Annotated in this window: 17 protein-coding genes; 11 read left to right on the forward strand and 6 right to left on the reverse strand. The window is 36.8% G+C overall.

Annotated elements, in window-relative coordinates; genetic code table 11:
- Window positions 1-104 precede the first annotated feature (104 nt).
- Window positions 105-833, forward strand: a complete 729-nt coding sequence (kdsB, locus tag L2586_RS14550) for a 3-deoxy-manno-octulosonate cytidylyltransferase (protein WP_235293648.1) — start codon at window positions 105-107, stop codon at window positions 831-833.
- On the opposite strand, the gene L2586_RS14555 is transcribed toward kdsB, so the two are convergent.
- Window positions 805-1296 (reverse strand): cytidine deaminase, encoded by a 492-nt coding sequence (locus tag L2586_RS14555; protein ID WP_235293649.1) that lies wholly within the window; start codon window positions 1294-1296, stop codon window positions 805-807. The genes kdsB and L2586_RS14555 overlap by 29 nt on opposite strands.
- A gap of 54 nt (window positions 1297-1350) precedes the next feature.
- Here L2586_RS14555 and L2586_RS14560 point away from each other — a divergent pair, with 54 nt between their 5' ends.
- The 4 genes from L2586_RS14560 to prmC are packed head-to-tail and all read left to right on the forward strand — an operon-like array spanning window position 1351 to window position 6120.
- On the forward strand, window positions 1351-3009 hold the full coding sequence (locus L2586_RS14560) for an asparagine synthetase B family protein (RefSeq protein WP_235293650.1): 1659 nt from the start codon (window positions 1351-1353) through the stop codon (window positions 3007-3009).
- A complete protein-coding gene (locus L2586_RS14565; protein WP_235293651.1) occupies window positions 3006-4304 on the forward strand; it encodes an oligosaccharide flippase family protein in 1299 nt (432 codons plus the stop codon). The genes L2586_RS14560 and L2586_RS14565 overlap by 4 nt, the downstream gene beginning before the upstream one ends.
- Before the next feature lie 2 nt (window positions 4305-4306).
- On the forward strand, window positions 4307-5290 hold the full coding sequence (locus L2586_RS14570; RefSeq protein ID WP_235293652.1) for a sulfotransferase family protein: 984 nt from the start codon (window positions 4307-4309) through the stop codon (window positions 5288-5290).
- Entirely contained in the window at window positions 5287-6120 is an 834-nt protein-coding gene (prmC, locus tag L2586_RS14575) for a peptide chain release factor N(5)-glutamine methyltransferase (protein WP_235293653.1), read from the forward strand. The genes L2586_RS14570 and prmC overlap by 4 nt, the downstream gene beginning before the upstream one ends.
- Before the next feature lie 119 nt (window positions 6121-6239).
- On the opposite strand, the gene L2586_RS14580 is transcribed toward prmC, so the two are convergent.
- The 4 genes from L2586_RS14580 to L2586_RS14595 all read right to left on the reverse strand — a co-directional run bounded on the left by L2586_RS14580 (window position 6240) and on the right by L2586_RS14595 (window position 10684).
- Window positions 6240-6611: a translation initiation factor gene (locus tag L2586_RS14580; RefSeq protein WP_235293654.1), complete on the reverse strand. Its 372-nt coding sequence runs from the start codon at window positions 6609-6611 to the stop codon at window positions 6240-6242.
- Window positions 6612-6614: 3 nt separating this feature from the next.
- On the reverse strand, window positions 6615-7670 hold the full coding sequence (locus L2586_RS14585) for a serine hydrolase domain-containing protein (protein ID WP_235293655.1): 1056 nt from the start codon (window positions 7668-7670) through the stop codon (window positions 6615-6617).
- Between the two features lie 503 nt (window positions 7671-8173).
- A complete protein-coding gene (gene typA, locus L2586_RS14590) occupies window positions 8174-9988 on the reverse strand; it encodes a translational GTPase TypA (RefSeq protein ID WP_235293656.1) in 1815 nt (604 codons plus the stop codon).
- Window positions 9989-10081: 93 nt separating this feature from the next.
- The gene (locus L2586_RS14595) at window positions 10082-10684 is read right to left on the reverse strand and encodes an OmpA family protein (RefSeq protein ID WP_235293657.1); all 603 of its coding nucleotides are present in this window, start codon (window positions 10682-10684) and stop codon (window positions 10082-10084) included.
- 415 nt (window positions 10685-11099) lie between these two features.
- Here L2586_RS14595 and L2586_RS14600 point away from each other — a divergent pair, with 415 nt between their 5' ends.
- The 5 genes from L2586_RS14600 (at window position 11100) to L2586_RS24495 (ending at window position 15483) form a co-directional block, all read left to right on the forward strand.
- A complete protein-coding gene (locus L2586_RS14600) occupies window positions 11100-12308 on the forward strand; it encodes a bifunctional alpha/beta hydrolase/OsmC family protein (protein ID WP_235293658.1) in 1209 nt (402 codons plus the stop codon).
- A gap of 17 nt (window positions 12309-12325) precedes the next feature.
- Window positions 12326-12562 (forward strand): hypothetical protein, encoded by a 237-nt coding sequence (locus L2586_RS14605; RefSeq protein ID WP_235293659.1) that lies wholly within the window; start codon window positions 12326-12328, stop codon window positions 12560-12562.
- Window positions 12559-12783 (forward strand): T9SS type B sorting domain-containing protein, encoded by a 225-nt coding sequence (locus L2586_RS14610; RefSeq protein ID WP_235293660.1) that lies wholly within the window; start codon window positions 12559-12561, stop codon window positions 12781-12783. Before L2586_RS14605 ends, L2586_RS14610 begins: the two co-directional genes overlap by 4 nt.
- Window positions 12784-12895: 112 nt before the next feature.
- Window positions 12896-15169 carry a T9SS type B sorting domain-containing protein gene (locus L2586_RS14615; RefSeq protein ID WP_235293661.1) on the forward strand — a complete coding sequence of 758 codons (2274 nt, stop codon included), beginning with the start codon at window positions 12896-12898 and terminating at the stop codon, window positions 15167-15169.
- Between the two features lie 185 nt (window positions 15170-15354).
- Window positions 15355-15483: a hypothetical protein gene (locus tag L2586_RS24495; RefSeq protein ID WP_262914166.1), complete on the forward strand. Its 129-nt coding sequence runs from the start codon at window positions 15355-15357 to the stop codon at window positions 15481-15483.
- A gap of 798 nt (window positions 15484-16281) precedes the next feature.
- Here the strand turns inward: L2586_RS24495 and dnaK are convergent.
- Window positions 16282-18123, reverse strand: coding sequence for a molecular chaperone DnaK (dnaK, locus tag L2586_RS14620; RefSeq protein ID WP_235293662.1), 1842 nt, complete (start codon window positions 18121-18123; stop codon window positions 16282-16284).
- A 244-nt stretch (window positions 18124-18367) separates the two neighbouring features.
- Between dnaK and L2586_RS14625 the strand changes: the two genes are divergently transcribed.
- A complete protein-coding gene (locus L2586_RS14625) occupies window positions 18368-19147 on the forward strand; it encodes a queuosine precursor transporter (protein ID WP_235293663.1) in 780 nt (259 codons plus the stop codon).
- Window positions 19148-19171 lie beyond the last annotated feature (24 nt).

The following is a 19171-nucleotide window of genomic DNA, read 5'->3' on the forward strand; positions in this document are numbered from 1 at the left end:
ATTTGCTGAATAAATCGGTTAAACAAAAATATAACGAAATTTAATAATATTTAATCATCTCTAGATAAATTTATTACAAATTACGTTTAATTATAATATGTAATATGACTACTGCAATAATTATACCAGCTAGATACGCATCTACTAGACTTCCAGGCAAAGCATTGGCAGATATTAATGGAAAGCCCCTAATTCAGTGGGTTTTCGAAGCTTGTAAAAAAGTAAAAAATGTTGATCAAGTAATTTTGGCGACTGACCACGAACTGGTATTTAACACCGCAAAAAGCTTTGGAGCAGATGCAATCATGACTTCTGAAGATCATAAAAGCGGTACAGATCGATGTGCAGAAGTGGCAGAAAATCTAGATTGTGATTACATTATTAATGTTCAAGGCGACGAGCCATTCATTGACCCAAATCACCTAGAGGCAATGAATAGCTACCTTTATGAGAACCCTGAGATCGATATTCTTACTTTATATCATGAAATAAGCGCAGCTTCGGAAATACTTAATCCTTCGAATGTAAAATTGACCAAAACAATTGATCAAAAAGTATTGTATTTCTCCAGAGCTGTCATTCCTTACAAGCGTAATGAACAGGATAACCCTTATTACAAACATGTAGGGATATATGCCTTTAGAAAAGATGTATTGTTGAAATTGGCAAAATTGAAACCTTCTATGCTTGAAAACACAGAAAGTTTAGAGCAGTTGCGATGGTTAGAAAATGGATACAATATCTATGCTTTAGAAATTCAAGGAACTTCTATCGGTGTGGATACTCCAGATGATCTTAAAGAAGCTAGGAATTTTCTAAAAAATCGCTATTAAACCCAAGAGGTAGGACTTGTTTTATAGATTCTAATTCGAGCACTTCGTCTAGGTTTCCTTTCATAAGAATCCGAATATTGCAATCGAGCAAGTCTTCATATTCAGCAATAACCTGCCTGCAAGCCCCACAGGGTGGGATAGGACCTAAGTCAGTCCGTGCATTATTTCTGGCGGTTATGGCCATTAACTTAATTTTCATCTTCGGGAAACGCATTGCAGCATGATGCAAGGCTACACGTTCAGCACATATACATAGCGGATATGATGCATTTTCTTGATTAGCACCTGAAATAATCTCTCCATTTTCCAACAAAATAGCCGTCGCAACATTAAAGTTGGAGTATGGCGCATAAGATAGATCTAGAAAATCGACAGCTTTTTTAATCAGCTGTTGCTCGAAGTCTTTGAGCTCTTCTAAATTTTTATAGAGTTTTAATTCCTGATGAATGTTCTTTATTTTCATCTAGTGGGATATTATCTTAAATTTACAATCAATATTTAAGCCAAATAAATTGGAATGCCGATAAAGCAGCAGAATCGATATAGCGGGGTTATCTTTAAAAATCAAGTAGAAGTTGCTGCACTTAGCAATCAATTTTCCAAAATTAATGACCATTTCTACTTGCAATCTAACGAAGCAATAGCCTTCGATGGGTATATTCCAGGGGAAGATTCTTTCTCGCATGCTCACATAGACCGATATAATGGATCGTGGTCAGTATGTGAAATTCTTGAGAATGAACTTATATTGTCAAGAGATCGCATTGGTGTTCGTTCTATCTATTATTGGGAAGATGAAAATCATTTCGCCTTTGCGAATGAAATAAAAGGTTTGTTACAATTTCCATTCGTTCCTTTCAAGGTTTCTAAACAAGGAGCTCATGAATTTTTCTTTTCAGGAAAGACGAGCGGTTTAATAGAAGGTGTCCATGAATTAGGAGCAGGAGAAATGCTGACGTTTAGTTTTTCTAGTCTCACTTACAGCACGAAGTCTTATTTTAATCGAGCAGAAAACACGCCAAGTGAAGAAAGTATAGAAGAGATATCAGAACAGATAAGAGATAGAATTAGTAAGGTGATTCAGCAAATAGAAGCAGACAGCGCCGAATTAGGTGCTTTTTTAAGTGGAGGAATCGATAGTTCTGTTATTGCTGCAACATTGGCACTGAACGAAAAGCAAGATCGTATTCCATTTATAACGGCAATGACGTCTGATGAATCACTGAACGAAGTCGAATATGCCGAAGAGGTGGTTAAGAAACTAGGGATAACGGAATGGCATCAAGTAGTCGCTCAGAATATCGAAAGTGAAATAGAGAACTTGCATGTTGCAATGGAGCTACCTACTACTTCGCTAGGGAGTTTTCTGCAATATGAAATGATGCGCTTTTGCAAATATAAAGGGATTAACGAGGTGCTAGATGGAACGGGAGCAGATGCTTTATTCGCAGGTCATTATTATCACTTAGCTATCTACTGGAATTCCTTAATTAGAAAAGGAAAGGTTAGCGCATTTGTTCAGCAAATGACCGAAAGCAAATTGGGTGAAAATTCAATGAAATTTTACATCAAGAATTTGCTGAAATACCATTATTTTCCACGTGTGAATCCTCAAAATAAACGTAAACTCGACGTAAAGATTAATCCATTATTACTCGGTCTAAATTCGGATTTGCTAGACCTAGAAGTGGCATCTACTTTACCTGGGTCAATGAAAAATTTGAATTCTTTTTTAGCATATGAATTCTACGACGGCGCGGTTGCAAACTTGTTGAGGTTTAATGATCGAATCGGACGGCATTTCGGAGTAATGAATCATTCTATTTTCTCTGAGTATTCGCAAATTTTTGAATATGCATTGGCAATTCCGCAAGAATTAAAAATTAAAAATGGCTTTTCTAAGTACGTTTTGAGAAATGCATATTCAGATATCTTGCCTCAGGAGGTCTTAAGGCGTAAAGATAAAATGGGACTTGTAGCTCCGAATAATTATTGGATGAAGAAACACAAGGACTTATTGCTTTCCTATTTTACAGAAGATTTATCTCCGTTTTTCGATGTGGAGAAAATGAAGAAATTGTTGGGCGAAGCTATAGATGAATCGGATGCCCAGGAAAACTATAAGATTTTCAAATTCATTAGCTTTGCGATCTGGCATAAAGTTATGAGTAAGTGAAATTAAGATCTTATATCAACAATGTAAGTGCGCTCCAAGCATTTCAAGTCATGCGGTTTTCCGTGTTGATTTTAATCGGTATCATCTTAGTCAAAACTGGTTATTCAACCGATGAAATAGGAGTTTACGAATTATTCTTTTTTCTGGCCAATGTGGTGAGCTTCTTCTGGGTGATGGGCTTGAATAATGGATTAATGAGCTACTATCCGAGTCTAACAGAGGAGAAGAAGCAGTTGATGCTATTCAATATTGCAATTCTTCTTTTAGCCTTGGGATTTATCGCTGGGTTGATATTGTATCTTGCTAGACATGCGGTATTTGAAATGGTGGGAAAGGTCGATTATCTGGGCTACCTGATCATCTATATGATACTTTCTGCACCTGCTAATTTTACGGAGTATACCTACTTACTGAAAGGTCAGTCTAGTAAAATCATCATATATGGAATGGTTATCTTTGCGTTGCAGCTGATCTTGATCATAAGTGGTGTAATGCTAGATTTTTCCATTGAGAACTTATTAAAATTGATGGTTGGCTGGGCTTTGTTTAAGTTTGTTTGGTTTGCTCAATTGATCATCAGGAAGGAGAAGTTAAAGTTAGATTTTAAACTCCAATACGTCTTTCTAATCTTTTCATTACCGTTGATTTTTCAGATGTTGCTTGGGAATGGAATGGAGTATGTGGATGGTTTTTTGGTCAATGTTTTTTACGATGAAACTGCATTTGCACAGTTCCGATATGGAGCGCGTGAATTGCCATTAGTCACCATACTAGTAGGAGCAGTTTCGACCGCTTTAATTCCCGTTGCTGTTAATAATATGGCAGATGCGCTATCAGAGGTGAAGCAGAAGATCAAGAGGCTAATGAATTTTCTCTTTCCGATTAGTATGGTATTAATGTTGATTAGTCCGCTGGTTTTTCCAATGGTTTATAGTAATGATTATTTGATTTCTGCCCAGCTCTTTAACGTGTATTTGTTAGTGATTAGCAGTAGGTTATTCATGCCGCAAGTTGTATTATTTGCAAAGCATGAAAATGTTACTTTAATGATTAGTGCGCTTATAGAGTTAATTGTAAATATTGGCTTAAGTTTGTTATTGTTGAAGTATTATGGAATGATTGGGATTGCATGGGCAACGGTGATCGCTTATTTGGTTAACAAATTGATCCTGCTTACGGTTGCTTGGAGAAAGTATGCAATTAAGCCATCTGCCTACATTGACCTAAAAACCTATGCGGCTTGGCTTTCCGTTTTGTTGATTAGTTATTACCTTTCCACTTATTATTTATACTAAGTATGCGATGTTTTATAGGAGGTTCTGGAAGTACAGGGAGTTCGGTTTTGGCCAATGTGTTGAATAGGCATTCCGAGGTATTTTGTGGGCCGGAGTCTTATCTATTTACAAAACATCAACTCTTTACGAACTGGAAAGACAGTAAGGCTGACTTATTAGACGGCAAGTTAAAATCCTTTCCCTGGCATATGTATTCGAAGGTTGAATTGCTCAATGAAGCCTACGAGTGGGAGTGGGAAAAGTTGCAAGAATTAGTCAGTTACTCAAATTTTATCGAGGAATTTGCAGAAGAATTCTTTAGAACGGTAGCGAGCAAACATGGAAAATCATATTGGATAGAGAAGACACCATCTAACGTTTATGGCTTTAAGTACTTGCTAGATCACTTTCCAAATTGCTTTTTAATTCATACGATTCGGAATCCATATGATACGATTGCTTCGCTGAATAGGAGAGGATTTAGTATCTATTACGCCACGTGTTTATATTTGGTCAATACTTGTGTAGGACTAGCTATGCGGAATGAAAAACACTATATTCCAGTGGTCTATGAAGACTTGGTAACTCATCCATCACAAGAATTAAAGAAAGTCTGCGATTTGCTAGGGATAGCATTCGAACCATCCATGCTAGTGGAGACCGCTGCAGGATTTGATGAAGATATAGATTCATGGGGACTAAGCGAGCACGGTAGAATTACAGATGAAAGCATAGGGACATTTAACAAGGTCTCCAGATTCGTGCAGGAAGAAATTATTTACACAGTGAATTCACTTCGGCTGACTCCTTTCTATGCGAAAGAATTCGGATGCGACATAGTAGACATCCCAGGGATCTGTGACTTGATGGACTTCGCACATTATGACGATGGCGGATTTATGAATATATTTCAGTTAAATATAGATAAAAGTCGAGATCATCTGACCAGAATTATAAGAGGCTATCCTTCTAAGTTATCGAAATATCCAGTAATGTTCAGAGTATGAAAATTTCCAATGCAAATATCAAATTACAAAAGGGACTTTCTGAATTGTATGACGAAAGAGAATCTAAACAGATTGCAGCCATTTTTTGGGAAGATTTATTCGGATATCGGAATGGCATAGATCGGCACTTGCACACTCAAGAAATAGAAACATTCGAATCAGCTCTTAAAAAGTTAGAACAAGGAATGCCGATTCAATATGTCACGGGCATCTCGGATTTTTATAACCTTCGCTTAATGGTCAATGAAAAAGTACTAATCCCGAGACCAGAGACGGAAGAGTTAGTCTATGAAATATTAAATGCAAAAGTTGCGGTAGGCGCTTCGGTTTTGGATATTGGAACTGGGTCGGGCTGCATTCCAGTTGCACTAAAATCTAAACGAGTAGACTTCAAGATGACTGCTATTGATTTAAGTGAAGGAGCACTAAAGGTAGCGAAGCGCAATGCAGAAAAATATGAATTAGGGATTGATTTTAAATGTTTGGATTTTTTAGATCGAGCTGCGTGGCAAGTGTTAGAAAAGTATGATTTAATCGTAAGTAATCCGCCTTACATTCCAGTTTCAGAAAAAGATAGAATGTCTGCAAGTACGCTAGCTTATGAACCGGAAATGGCATTGTTTCCAGAATCTGATGATGAATTCATCTTTTATAGACAGATTGCGGAATTTGGCAAAACTCACATGAATGAAAGTGGAAGTATATTCTTAGAATGCAATGAATTTAATGCGGCTGGGGTCAAGGAGATTTTCGAGCACAGTGGTTATAGCCAAGTGAATTTGCTGAAAGATATGCAAGGGAAGGATAGGATGCTGAAGGCCTGTTCATAAACTTCTGATGATATTACTTGTATTGGATTACTAATGGCAATCCTTTAGGGGCGCCTTCAATGAAATATACTTCTAGCATGCAATAATAAATTATAGAGATTTTACTTACTTCAAAACCTCTACCCACCAGTAGGTTTTGTCTTCTTATAACCTTTCTCAATTAGAGACTTGACTAATTGGTCTCTAAAATCACCTTGGATCAAGATTTCGTTGTCTTTTACGGTTCCACCTACGCCACATTCTTTCTTTAGTGTCTTACCTAACTCTTTAAGTGTGTTCAGATTACCTCGATAACCAGTGATGATGGTGGCTACTTTACCTCTCCGCATTTTCTTATCTCGATAGACTCGCAGGTTTAAGTTTTCAGGCGCTAAATCGTCCCCATTTACAGGTTCGATAGACAAACCATCAAAGAAACTATTACCTTCTGTTCCCGTCGTAAATACCAAACTACCTATATTCGGATTAGACCCTTTACTTTTCTTTCCCATGTTTTAATTCCAATTATTATTAATCATACGCAAAATAAGCATTCCAAGTTCCCCAACGCCTTCACTAGATTGACATAATATAATTACACCTGTTCGGGACTCCTTCTTATAATGGATATATGCTTTATGTCGTTCAGTCGTTCCGGAGTGCGTGAATATTCGCCCAGTTTGCTTGGAATTCAGAATGTACCATGCATAAGTCAGTGACAATTTATTATTAATCTTTGAATTTTTCCTAACTTTTTGGGCTTCTACTAATGATTCCGTGCGATCGTCCATTGATTGCTTAGTAAACTTGATCAAATCATTCAAGCAAGATACTAGGCCTTCAGATCCAGCAAAACTCTGATAGCTCCAAGGCTCTGGAATCATATTAGACCGATCGTAACCAATTTTTAGTTTTTGATCTGGCATAGCCAATGAAGTATTATAAAGCTTAAGGTCTTGGAATAGGTAGAAATGGAATAAATCTTCGAGTGGCATGTTCATTTTAGCTTCAAGAATAATCTCAAGCAATGCATAATTGATGTGGGAATATTTTAATGAAGGTCGGAACCAATTTGCTTTCTGAGGTTTAAAATTGGCATAATAATACAAGACATCTTCCTTCGTATAATAAGCGTATGGGTTGCTGAAATTATATTCTTTAGAAGAAAGGTTCGACGGTCTTTTGGGAAAACCAATCTTGTGCATCATTAAGTCTTCTAGCGTATAGTCCTCTAGATACTTATTTTGATATTTTTCAGGCAAGAAACTATTGATGGTTGTGTCAAGTTTGATTAAGTTTTTTAGATCAAGTTGGCTTGCTAGGGTAGAGGTGAATACTTTTGTTATACCACCTATTTCAAACAAGTCGAAAGAATCGATATGCTCTGGTCCAAAGTTCAGTACATAGGTTGAGTCTTCTATGATAACACCGATTACAAAACTTTTCTCTATTGGATAAACGATGTCTGTATCAAATCGAATAATCTTATCTATTTCCCTAAATAATTCAGCTTTCTGGCCCTGCAAAAATTGACCTAAAAATAGAAAGAAGAAGAGTGTAAAAGTTTTCATTATGCAAATGAAATATTTATTGAATAATATACAAAGATACAACGAAGCCAAGTGGACAAAAGGTCTTTAAGGAGAGTTTAAAGATGGAAGAGAGGTTCGTATTTGTTTTAGTTTTTTGCTAAGAACTTGATAATCTGACCTCCAGTCATCCTATCAATGTACTTAGAGCTAGAACTTAGGATAAAAGATTAAAGAAGAATGATGATTAATTAAATTCTGTTCGCTCCTAAAGACTTATTGATCGTAATTAGCAATTATAGGACCTTGGACTTCAGTCCGAGAAAGGATATGGGATTTTCTCATTCCTATATTATAATAAGTATGGATCGATAAGCACGAAGAGAAACATAGTGACTGCACCGACATGCTTGATTCTCACGAAATCTAAAATATAGCTAAAGACCTTGCATAAACAAAGAAGGGCCACACAATCCCCGTTGTATGACCCTTCGTCTTCGTCTTTTATACTTTAAATATATGAAATATTTTATATATTTTAATATTTAGCTAATTGCCATGCTCGGAGAAGTAGCTCTTTTTCTCTCATTCTCTTTCAATAAGATCTTTCTCAATCTAATTGATTTCGGTGTAACCTCTACATACTCATCTTCAGCAATATACTCCATGCATTCTTCAAGAGAGAAGACTGTTGGCGGTGCTAATTTAGTTTTATCATCAGCTCCAGAAGAACGCATATTACTCATCTTCTTAGCTTTTGTTAAATTCACACATAAGTCACTATCTCTAGTGTGCTCACCTACGATCATTCCTTCATAAACTTCTGACTGAGGAGATATAAAGAACTTACCTCTGTCTTGTAATTTATCCATTGCATAAGCAAAAGCATTTCCTTGCTCCATTGAAACTAGTACTCCTTTGTTTCTAGAAGGGATATCACCTTTCCATGGTTCGAATCTATCGAATCTGTGTGCAATTATCGCTTCACCAGCAGATAAGTTCATTAACACAGTTCTTACTCCGATTAATCCTCTAGAAGGAATTTCGAATTCAAGGTGAATTAAGTCACCTTTAGGTTCCATAATTAATAAATCACCTTTTCTTCTTGTGATTGCTTCGATTACTTTCCCGCTAAATTCTTCAGGAACGTCGATTGTTAATGCCTCAACTGGTTCGCATTTTACACCATCAATTTCTTTGATGATAACTCTAGGCTTACCTACTTGAAGTTCATATCCTTCTCTTCTCATTGTTTCTATAACAACAGATAAGTGCATGATACCTCTTCCATAAACGATAAATGCTTCTGGAGTAGCACCTTGCTCAACTCTTAAGGCAAGATTTCTTTCAGTTTCCTTTTCTAATCTTTCTTTAATGTGACGAGAAGTAACGAAATCTCCTTCTTTACCGAACATCGGACTATTGTTAATCGTGAACAACATACTCATCGTAGGTTCATCAATTGTGATAGCTGGTAATGCTTCAGGATGTTCAAAGTGACAAATCGTATCTCCGATTTCAAAATCAGCGATACCAGTAATTGCACAAAGGTCACCACATTCTACTTTTTCTACTTTTTGTTTCCCAAGACCATTAAAAACAAATATTTCTTTGATTTTTGATCTTACAACTGAACCATCTCTTTTTACTAAAGATATAGGCATTGTCATATTGATTTCTCCTCTATGAACTCTACCTATTGCAATTCGGCCAACATATGAAGAATAGTCGATAGTTGTAATTTGCATCTGAAGAGGTCCTTCATTTACTGGAGGTTCAGGAATAACTTCAATAATTTTATCTAACAAGTATGAGATATCATCCGCAGGTTTATCCCATTCTGCTCCCATCCAATTATGTTTAGCTGATCCATATACAGTTTCAAAATCTAACTGTTCTTCTGTTGCATCTAAGTTAAACATCAGTTCGAAAACATCTTCCTGTACTTCGTCAGGTCTACAGTTTTCTTTGTCTACTTTATTAACTACAACGATAGGTTTTAGTCCTAACTCAAGTGCTTTCTGTGTTACATATCTAGTCTGAGGCATTGCTCCTTCGAATGCATCAACTAAAATAAGAACTCCATCAGCCATATTAAGTACACGCTCTACTTCACCACCGAAATCGGCGTGACCAGGAGTGTCGATCAAATTGATCTTATAACCTTTATAGTTAACAGTAATGTTTTTTGCGAAAATGGTTATACCACGTTCTCTTTCTTGATCATTGTTATCAAGAATTAAATCTCCTTCCGGAAGTTTTTCTCCGATATCCTGACAGTAGTGAATCATCTTGTCAGTTAACGTTGTTTTTCCGTGATCTACGTGAGCGATTACCGCCACATTTCTAATTTTATTCATATGTTCTTGCGAATTATGCCGCAAAAGTACGCTTTTTTTCGTCAATAAAACTAAATACTGTAAAAATAAATGATTAATTAACGAATAGATAACTTATTGAACCTCAACTTTTAATGACTTTGGGATTTCAGGAGGATGCGAGCGGCATACAGTATTGTTTAGATTGTCCAATACGAACAATTCTATTCTTCGATTATACCTTCTTCCAGTATCATCTTCGGTGTTTAGGGCGATTGGTTTCGAATCGGCATAGGAATCGATACTGATATTTCTTACGGAGATCCCTTCTGATATTAGATACTGTTTTGCTTGATTTGCTCTTCTAGCAGAAAGTTTCTCATTGTATTCTCTGCGACCTTTACTATCTGTAAATGCTCTAATCCTAGCTTTGAAGTTTGAATTTTGGTCAATTATTAAAGCCACTTTCTCAAGTTCAAGTTTTGCAGTATTAGAAAGTAAATCAGAATTGTAGTCAAATAGGATCCAGTTTAAATCACAATCATATTGGCTGAGTTCTTCTCTGGTTGCATTTAATTCGAGAGTAGGAACATCAGGAGTTTCTGGTTCAAGTTCTATGGTTCTGATATTGGAATCAGAAATGATCTCTTTTTGCGTGAAGTCACAACTACTAAGTAAGATACCAGCCATCAGCAAGTATAGTACATAGAATTTAGTTATCTGGGGTGCAAGTTTCATAATATGATCTAATAACTGATTTTATTTTATTTCTATTACAATATAGTCATGATAAATCACTAAGTCCAATAATAAATTAATTTTTACCAAATGCGGACAAATGTTAAAAATTTTCAATTTGTGACAAATGGCTTCCATTACCGTCTTAATGTTAAGGATAATCTAAATTTTAGGTGTCATCAAACAAAAGACTATTGACAATAGTTATAAAAATGAACAAATTAAATAAAAGTTACAATATGCCTCATTCTGAAATTAAAATTAAGGCCATTCATAAAAGACCTCCTATCAGGATTAAGAGGAAGAATACTTCGTCCGGGAGTTTACATCGGGTTCTATTGTACCTATTTAAGTCATTAGGCCTATATAGAAGAGCTCACTAAATGTTATATTTGGCAAATTAATATTGTTTAAGATGCCATCACAGAAAGTTTCATTTTTAAATGCTAATGGGAAGTTATTAAGCGGAAAGCTCGAGCTTCCGATGATAAAGAAACCATACCCATACGCCATTTTTGCCCACGTTTTTACAGGAAATAAAAATTTAAAAGCAGCAAGACATATTAGTCGTGCTTTGAATTTAGAAGGTATTGCTGTGCTCAGATTTGATTTTACAGGATTAGGAGAAAGTGAGGGAGACTTTAGTCACACAAACTTTTCAACAAATGTGGATGATATCAAAGCCGCCGCTAAGTATCTCAGTGAAAATTATGAATCACCAAGCATTATAATTGGTCATTCACTTGGAGGTGCAGCTGCACTTTATGCTGGAGCAGAAATGGAATCTGTGAAAGCCGTGGCGACGATAGGTGCGCCCTTCCAACCAGAACATGTGAAAAATTTAATCGGTGATTCTATAGAAGAAATCAATGAAAAAGGTGCGGCAATCATTTCTGTAGATAACAGAGAATTTACCATAAGACGTCAATTTATAGAAGACCTTTCTCGAAAAGATACTCTTGAAATCATTAAAGATTTTGACAAAGCGCTGTTAATTTTACATTCACCTCAAGATCGAGTAGTAGAAATCGAAAACGCAGCTCAAATATACCATGCAGCAAAACATCCTAAAAGTTTCGTTACCTTGAATGGGGCGAATCACATGCTCAATAATAAAAGTGATTCATTCTACGCCGGCCGTGTCATAGGATCATGGGTTCAGAGATATGTAACACAGAAAGAAGAAGTGAAGCTAACCACAACGAAGCAAGTTATGGTGAAGCTAGAAAATGAAGGTTTCACAACGGAGATAATGGCTGGTAGACATGGACTTGTTGCTGATGAATCAGAGAATTTAGGAGGGAATGATTTTGGCCCCTCTCCATACGAATTATTAAATGCAGCGCTCGGAGCGTGCACGGCAATGACCCTTCAGATGTATGCGCGTAGAAAAAAGTGGCCGCTTGAAACCGTTAATGTTCATCTTTCCTTTGATCGGAAATATGCAGACGATTGCGCTGATTGCTCAAATCCAAAAAGTAAAATCAGCCACATCGATGTATGTATTGCACTAGAAGGTGACTTGAGCGATGAGCAGCGAACTCGATTACTGGAAATTGCTGATAAGTGCCCTGTGCATAAGACGCTAGCGGAAAATGTTAGTTTTAATACGTATCTTGAGTAGGAAATTAAGTTCCGCCCATGAAGAAAACTTTAGGAATCATATTTCTTTTCTTTTTTTGTTTACCGCTTCATAGTCAGACCAACGAAGGGACTGAATTTTGGTTAGGGTCGTATGTTTATGACTATGTTAACGATGGAAGAAATATAGTCATCATTACTTCTAGATACGAAACTTCAGGAATTGTTGAAATTCCAGGTTTACAGAAGTCTTTTACAGGTTCTATTGATTTAGTTACAAATTACATTGACGTTTGATCTTTGGGAATGAAATTATCGAGATGTCTGTGATTGTCAAAAGTCGATGGGGTGAGGTAGTCTTTTTTAGTGAGGATGCAGATCCTAGATGGGATGGCGAATTTCTAGGAGAAAAGGCAGCACCAGGTGTTTATTTTTACCAAGTAAACATTAAAAGCAACATTGAAGAAGGAGCTATTCAAGAAGATCAATATTTGGGTACCATAACTTTGCTCAGGTAATTGAATGATAATTATTGAACTTCCATACAATTTTAAAGTAAAGCCGTTATAACACTGGTAGAAAATGTTAGTTTTAACATTTATCTTGACTTAACAATCCATTAATTAACCAATGTTGAAAGCTTTAGGAATAATCAGTCTTCTTTTTTTATGTCTTTCTCTTTCAAGTCAGACGAACGAAGGGAATGAATTTTGGTTTGGGTTTATGGAACACATCGATATCAATAATAATGAGAAAGTAGTGATGATTACCTCGAAGTTCAATACCAGTGGGCGAGTAAGCATACCGAATCGAAATTGGACAGAAACTTACACCGTTGCAGCGGGCCAAGTAATCGTCATTACCCTTCCAGATTTAACTGAAAATATCGGGTCGGAGTCATTTGATAATACAGGGGTTCAAGTTGTTTCTGATTTGCCAGTCTCTGTATACATTCATCAGTATCACCAATTTAGGTCAGAAGCGTCCGTTGTTTTGCCTGTGAATTCTATAGGCAGTTCTTATTTCGCCATGACGTACCAAGGCGTTTATAACCAAGGGCAAGACTATCCATCTGAATTTCTGATAGTTGCTGTAGCAGATGAAACGATTATTGAAATAGAGCTGAGTGATCGAATAAAAAGTGGTAAAGCTGCTGGTGAGAAGATTAATATTACATTGGATAAAGGAGAAACTTATCAAGTTCAGGCAGCTAATGCTTCTGGGGATTTATCAGGAACATATATTAAAGGAGATAAAAATTTTGCATTCTTTTCTGGGAATTCATGGACAGAAGTGCCGAATGGATGTAATGCTAGAGATAATTTAATGGAGCAGATGTATGCGGTAGGTACCTGGGGGAAGAAATTTGTCACAGTTCCTAGTGCTAAAATGTCTTTTGATATTTTTAGAATTATGGCAGCAGAAAACAATACACAGATAAGCATAGAAAGCAGCAATGGAAATGTTGAAAATATAATCTTAAGTAAGGGGAAGTTTGTTGAAAAAAGATATTCAAGTGCAAAGTTGATTGAAGCGAATAAACCAATTCAAGTTGGGCATTTTATAGTTGGGTCTGATTGCGGCGGCTATAGTATAGGTGATCCATCTATGCTCATGTTAAATAGTGTAACACAGACAAGAGATACGGTGACGCTGTTTAACTCTAGACTACAAGATATTCAAGAAAATTATATCAATATTATTGCATTTACCAGTGATATACCACTGATAACCGTGGATGGAGGAGGCATCCCTAATTCGGCTGAAATAGAGGCTGTGGGGGCGGATGGTTTATATAGTTTTATTAGATTAGAAGTTAGGGCTGGTGCGCATACGATAATTTCAGAAGGCTGCGGCGTTATCGCTTCAGCTTATGGTTATGGACCAGCGGAATCCTACGCATATAGTGGAGGGGCAAGTTTTAATACGATCAATGTTAACCCTATACCAGATGGAGGTTGCTTAAATGATACGGTGTTTTTTGATGCCAATTTACCAGAAGAGCGTTATTCTTTTCTGTGGGATCTTGGGAATGATATTATTCGGACAGATCGAAGCTTTGAAATGTACTATGATGAGTTAGGTAGTTTCCCTGCGATGTTGATTATAACAGATGATTGTATAGGAACGGTCGATACTTTTAATAAGGATATTGTTATAAGTTTAAGACAAGGCGTGGAGACCATTGGAGATGTAATGGTTTGTGAGGAAGAGCGTTTTGAATTAGGAGCCACTGATGTGGCAAATGCGAGCTATTTGTGGACAGGACCCAATGGATTCCTTTCAGAAGAACAGTTTCCAGAAATATCAGAATCTGAACTTAGTCACAATGGTCAATATTCAGTTGTGGGTATTGTCTCAGGATGTGCTACTTATCCATCTATTTCTAATGTTGATATTTTTCCGTTACCCAATCCAGATTTCAACCAAGACGTTTTCTATTGCAATTTAAGGACTGAGATTTTTCTGAATCCGGGTGATTTTGAAACTTATCAATGGCATGATGGTACTTCAGATCAAGAATTCCTTGTTGATGGAGATGGATTTTATGCAGTAACCGTTTCGAATGAATTCGGGTGTTTTCAGGAAGTAAATATTTCTATGGAAGAACGTTGCCCTACAGAATTTTTCATTCCTAATGTTTTTTCACCTAATGATGATGGTATTAATGATATATGGAGAATAGAAGGACATGATATAACGTCTTTTAGCCTATTGGTCAAGGATCGTTGGGGAGAAATTGTGTATGAAAGTATGGATGAAACGATAGGGTGGGATGGTCAGTTTCATGGGAAGATCGCTATTTCTGATGTTTACTTTTATGAATTACATGTTTCAGGATTTCGAGAGAATGGTGATGTCTATGAAGAGGATGTTCTAGGTACAGTGACGTTGTTAAGGTAGGCAATGAACATTAGTCTTAAGACTGCAAATAGAAGCTTGCAGGACTACATAGCATTTAGACCAGTAAGCCGCGGGAAGTATTCGAGCGAGTGCAAGGACTGCTGAGCTTAATGCGGTTTAATTCGAGTGCAAATCAACTACAACACTTTCCTTCAACACTCTTGTTGCTCATTTAAAGGTATCGCATGGAAATTGATCTTAATTATTTCGTTCTGAAGTACGAGGTCCTATGGTCGCAAGACTTGAATGATGAACTTTCTAAAGGAGCTTGGACTTTAGTCCGAGAAAAACAAGAAGCTTGCTGGTATACATAGCATTTAGACCAGTAAGCCGCGGGAAGTATTCGAGCGAGTGCAAGGACTGCTGAGCTGAATGCGGTTTAATTCGCGTACAAATCAACTACAACACTTCCAATCTCTACTCTTATTGCTCATTTAAAGGTATCTCATCGAAATTATTCTCAATAATCTCGCACTGAAGTACGAGGTCCAGTGGTCGCAAGACTTGAATGATAAACTGTCTAAAGGAGCTTGGACTTTAGTCCGAGCAAAACAAGAAGCTTGCAGGTCTACATAGCATTTAGACCAGTAAGCCGCGGGAAGTATTCGAGCGAGTGCAAGGACTGCTGGGCTGAATGCGGTTTAATTCGCGTGCAAAACAACTACAACACTTTCCATCAACACTCTTGTTGCTCATTTAAAGGTTTCTCCTCGAAATTGATCTTAATTATTTCGTTCTGAAGTACGAGGTCCTATGCTCGTATGACTTTAAAGATGAACTTTCTAAAGGAGCTTGGACTTTAGTCCGAGAAAAACAAGTAGCTTGCAGGTCTACATAGCATTTAGACCAGTAAGCCGCGGGAAGTATTCGAGCGAGTGCAAGGATTGCTGAGCTGAATGCGGTTTAATTCGTGTGCAAAACAACTACAACACTTCCAATCTCTACTCTTGTTGCTCATTTAAAGGTTTCTCATCGAAATTGATCTTAATTATTTCGTTCTGAAGTACGAGGTCCTATGCTCGCAAAACTTGAATGATAATCTGTCTAAAGAAGCTTGAACTTTATTCCGAAGAAAACAGGAAGCTTGCAGGTCTACATAGCATTTAGACAAATCACAATTCCTTTCCCTTCAATGCATCACTTATCGCATAATCCAAGGCTTTCTCAGCTAAAGGTCTAGAATAAACATTTAATTTTTCCATAGAGCTATTAATCGCATCCTTATCATCTCCCTTCGCTGCAACCTCTAATTCCTTCGTCATGGATATTAGCTGTTCGATTTCTTCCTTGGTAAACAAGTTCTTATTGTGATCTATGAATTTCTTAGAAGATAAAATCACATTGTTCGCTTCGTTTCGAGCCTCTAAAAGCGCTCTTTTCGCTAGATCACCTTCCGCATGGGTAAACGAATCCAACAACATCTTTCCCATTTCTTCTTCACTCAATGAATACTGAGACCTGATTTCTATTTTCTGCGCAATCCCTGATCTTAGTTCTGATGCTTTAACGACTAGAATTCCATCAGCATCCAAAATAAATTGGATTTCGATCTTCGGAATACCTGCTGGCATGGGAGGAATACCACTTAAGATAAATTCACCAAGTTTTCGATTGTCTTCTACCATGTCACGCTCTCCCTGGTAAACACTAACTTTTAAGTTTTTCTGTCCATCAACTGAAGTGGTGTAATTTCGACCAACCTTCGCTGGAATCTTGTTATTTCTAGGAATAATCGAATCCATCAGTCCACCTACGGTTTCGATACCAAGTGATAATGGCGTAACATCTAGCAGCAACATACCTTTTTGATTCCCTGCAAGAATATCTCCTTGAATAGCAGCACCAAGGGCAACCACTTCATCAGGGTTAATTTTGTCTTCTACTGTCTTCCCGAAAAATTCAGAAACCGCAGTTTTTACAAGAGGAACCCTTGTGGATCCACCTACAAGTATTACATTTGAAATATCTGAAGATGTTAAGTTAGCATCTGAAAGTGCTTTTCTGCACGAATCGATTGTCCGGTCAATTAACGGTTGAATGAGGCTATTAAATTGACCTAAAGAAATAGATAAACCATTATTAGTATAAGAATCATTACTCGATAAAGCTTGCTTAGCTTCTTCTGCTTGAAGCCTAATTTCTTGCTTAAATGACTTATCCTCGTTAAATTTCCTAGCGTCGACGGAGCCTTCATTTATCCAAAAGTCAATGATTTTACGATCAAAGTCATCACCACCTAAGAAAGTATCTCCATTAGTAGACAATACCTCAAAGATACCTTGCTGAATCTGTAAAATAGAAACATCAAAAGTTCCACCACCTAAATCATAAACGGCTACCGTCTTTTCATCATTCGGATCAACACCTATTCCATATGCTAGAGAAGCAGCTGTAGGTTCATTAATGATTCTTAGAACATCTAGCCCTGCCAGTTTTCCCGCATCTCTAGTCGCCTGTCTTTGGGTATCATTAAAGTATGCAGGAACGGTAATTACCGCTTTTTGTACCGTTTGTCCAAGCCTATTTTCTATTCTCAGTTTAAGTGCTTTCAAGATTTCTGCAGAAAGTTCTATTGGAGAATAAAACTGTTCTCCAACTTGAATCTTTACCAATGCATTTTCATCTTGATCAATAATCTTATATGAAAGGTAGTTTTCGAAATCATTAACATCATTATAGGATTTCCCCATCAACCTTTTCACAGAATATATCGTTCTCTCAGGCTGAGTAATCAGTTTTTCTTTAGCAAGATCTCCAACCAAGATCCCAGAATCATCGAAATGAATGATGGATGGTACAAGTGTGCGCTTGCCATTTTCATCTTTTACTGCTTTTGCAGTACCATTTTCTATATGTGCAACCAGACTATTAGTCGTTCCTAGATCTATTCCTACGATCAAATCATCATTTTTCTCTACTGTTCCAGTGGAAAGATTTATTGGTATTTTAGCCATTGTATTTCTTAATTTGGTGCAAATATATCAAATGATTTAGACCCATAATTGTTTAGTAGAATGGACTTTAATGATAAATGATTTTTATTTATGAACTAATTCAGCTTCTTAACCAAGGAAAAAATAGAAGAATATTAGAAAGTTATGGCAATTCATGGAAAGGCAACTATAATAATGGACTACTTGTCTGGAACATTGAACAATTACGAAATGCTTATATTTAATTTCTCAAACTCAAATATAAATGGCTCACTTTCTTTCCAATAAAGTCAACAAACTCTTTTTAATTCTGGGAGGTTTTTTTGTTGCTAATGCGATTGTCGCTGAATTCATCGGTATTAAGATTTTTTCTTTAGAACGGACCTTGGGTTTGGAGCCGATGAATCTGTCATTGTTTGGAGTAGATGGTCTAGGGTTTAGTCTAACTGCGGGTGTTCTGCTGTGGCCCGTGGTTTTTGTAATGACAGACGTAATTAATGAATATTATGGTCAGAAAGGTGTGAAGTTTCTGTCTTATTTAACGGTTGGGTTGATAAGTTACGCTTTTGTTATGGTGTTTTTTGCCATATGGATTAGTCCGGATCTTTGGTGGAGGGATGTGAGTGGGACCTTGGTCGGTAATGAGGTGTCTGATATGGACTTAGCATTTCGGAAAGTTTTCGGTCAGGGTCTCTGGATAATAGTAGGTTCCTTGGTGGCCTTTCTAGTAGGCCAGGTTATAGATGTCTTCGTATTTCATAAGATTAAGAAGATTACAGGAGAAGGTAAGATATGGCTTAGAGCAACGGGTTCAACGCTTATTTCGCAATTCATAGATAGCTTCGTGGTTCTTATCATTGCATTTTATATTGGAGGCGACTGGGACTTGGTTCGGGTTCTGGCGATAGGTACGGTTAATTATTTATACAAGTTTGTAATGGCGATTGTATTAACGCCAGCAATTTATTTTGCGCATTTTATAATTGAGAAATATCTAGGAAAAAAAGATGCAGAACGCATTAAAAAACAAGCTATGCATTCGTAAAATGATTAGATTTGCGCGATAATT

The organism is Portibacter lacus (genome assembly GCF_021533215.1).
Lineage (GTDB): Bacteria > Bacteroidota > Bacteroidia > Chitinophagales > Saprospiraceae > Portibacter > Portibacter lacus.

Coding starts and splice junctions, on each gene's coding strand:
- kdsB (WP_235293648.1), top strand. CDS start 105: ATGACTACTGCAATAATTATACCAGCTAGATACGCATCTACTAGACTT.
- L2586_RS14555 (WP_235293649.1), bottom strand. CDS start 1,296: ATGAAAATAAAGAACATTCATCAGGAATTAAAACTCTATAAAAATTTA.
- L2586_RS14560 (WP_235293650.1), top strand. CDS start 1,351: ATGCCGATAAAGCAGCAGAATCGATATAGCGGGGTTATCTTTAAAAAT.
- L2586_RS14570 (WP_235293652.1), top strand. CDS start 4,307: ATGCGATGTTTTATAGGAGGTTCTGGAAGTACAGGGAGTTCGGTTTTG.
- prmC (WP_235293653.1), top strand. CDS start 5,287: ATGAAAATTTCCAATGCAAATATCAAATTACAAAAGGGACTTTCTGAA.
- L2586_RS14580 (WP_235293654.1), bottom strand. CDS start 6,611: ATGGGAAAGAAAAGTAAAGGGTCTAATCCGAATATAGGTAGTTTGGTA.
- L2586_RS14585 (WP_235293655.1), bottom strand. CDS start 7,670: ATGAAAACTTTTACACTCTTCTTCTTTCTATTTTTAGGTCAATTTTTG.
- typA (WP_235293656.1), bottom strand. CDS start 9,988: ATGAATAAAATTAGAAATGTGGCGGTAATCGCTCACGTAGATCACGGA.
- L2586_RS14595 (WP_235293657.1), bottom strand. CDS start 10,684: ATGAAACTTGCACCCCAGATAACTAAATTCTATGTACTATACTTGCTG.
- L2586_RS14600 (WP_235293658.1), top strand. CDS start 11,100: ATGCCATCACAGAAAGTTTCATTTTTAAATGCTAATGGGAAGTTATTA.
- L2586_RS14605 (WP_235293659.1), top strand. CDS start 12,326: ATGAAGAAAACTTTAGGAATCATATTTCTTTTCTTTTTTTGTTTACCG.
- L2586_RS14615 (WP_235293661.1), top strand. CDS start 12,896: ATGTTGAAAGCTTTAGGAATAATCAGTCTTCTTTTTTTATGTCTTTCT.
- L2586_RS24495 (WP_262914166.1), top strand. CDS start 15,355: ATGGAAATTGATCTTAATTATTTCGTTCTGAAGTACGAGGTCCTATGG.
- dnaK (WP_235293662.1), bottom strand. CDS start 18,123: ATGGCTAAAATACCAATAAATCTTTCCACTGGAACAGTAGAGAAAAAT.
- L2586_RS14625 (WP_235293663.1), top strand. CDS start 18,368: ATGGCTCACTTTCTTTCCAATAAAGTCAACAAACTCTTTTTAATTCTG.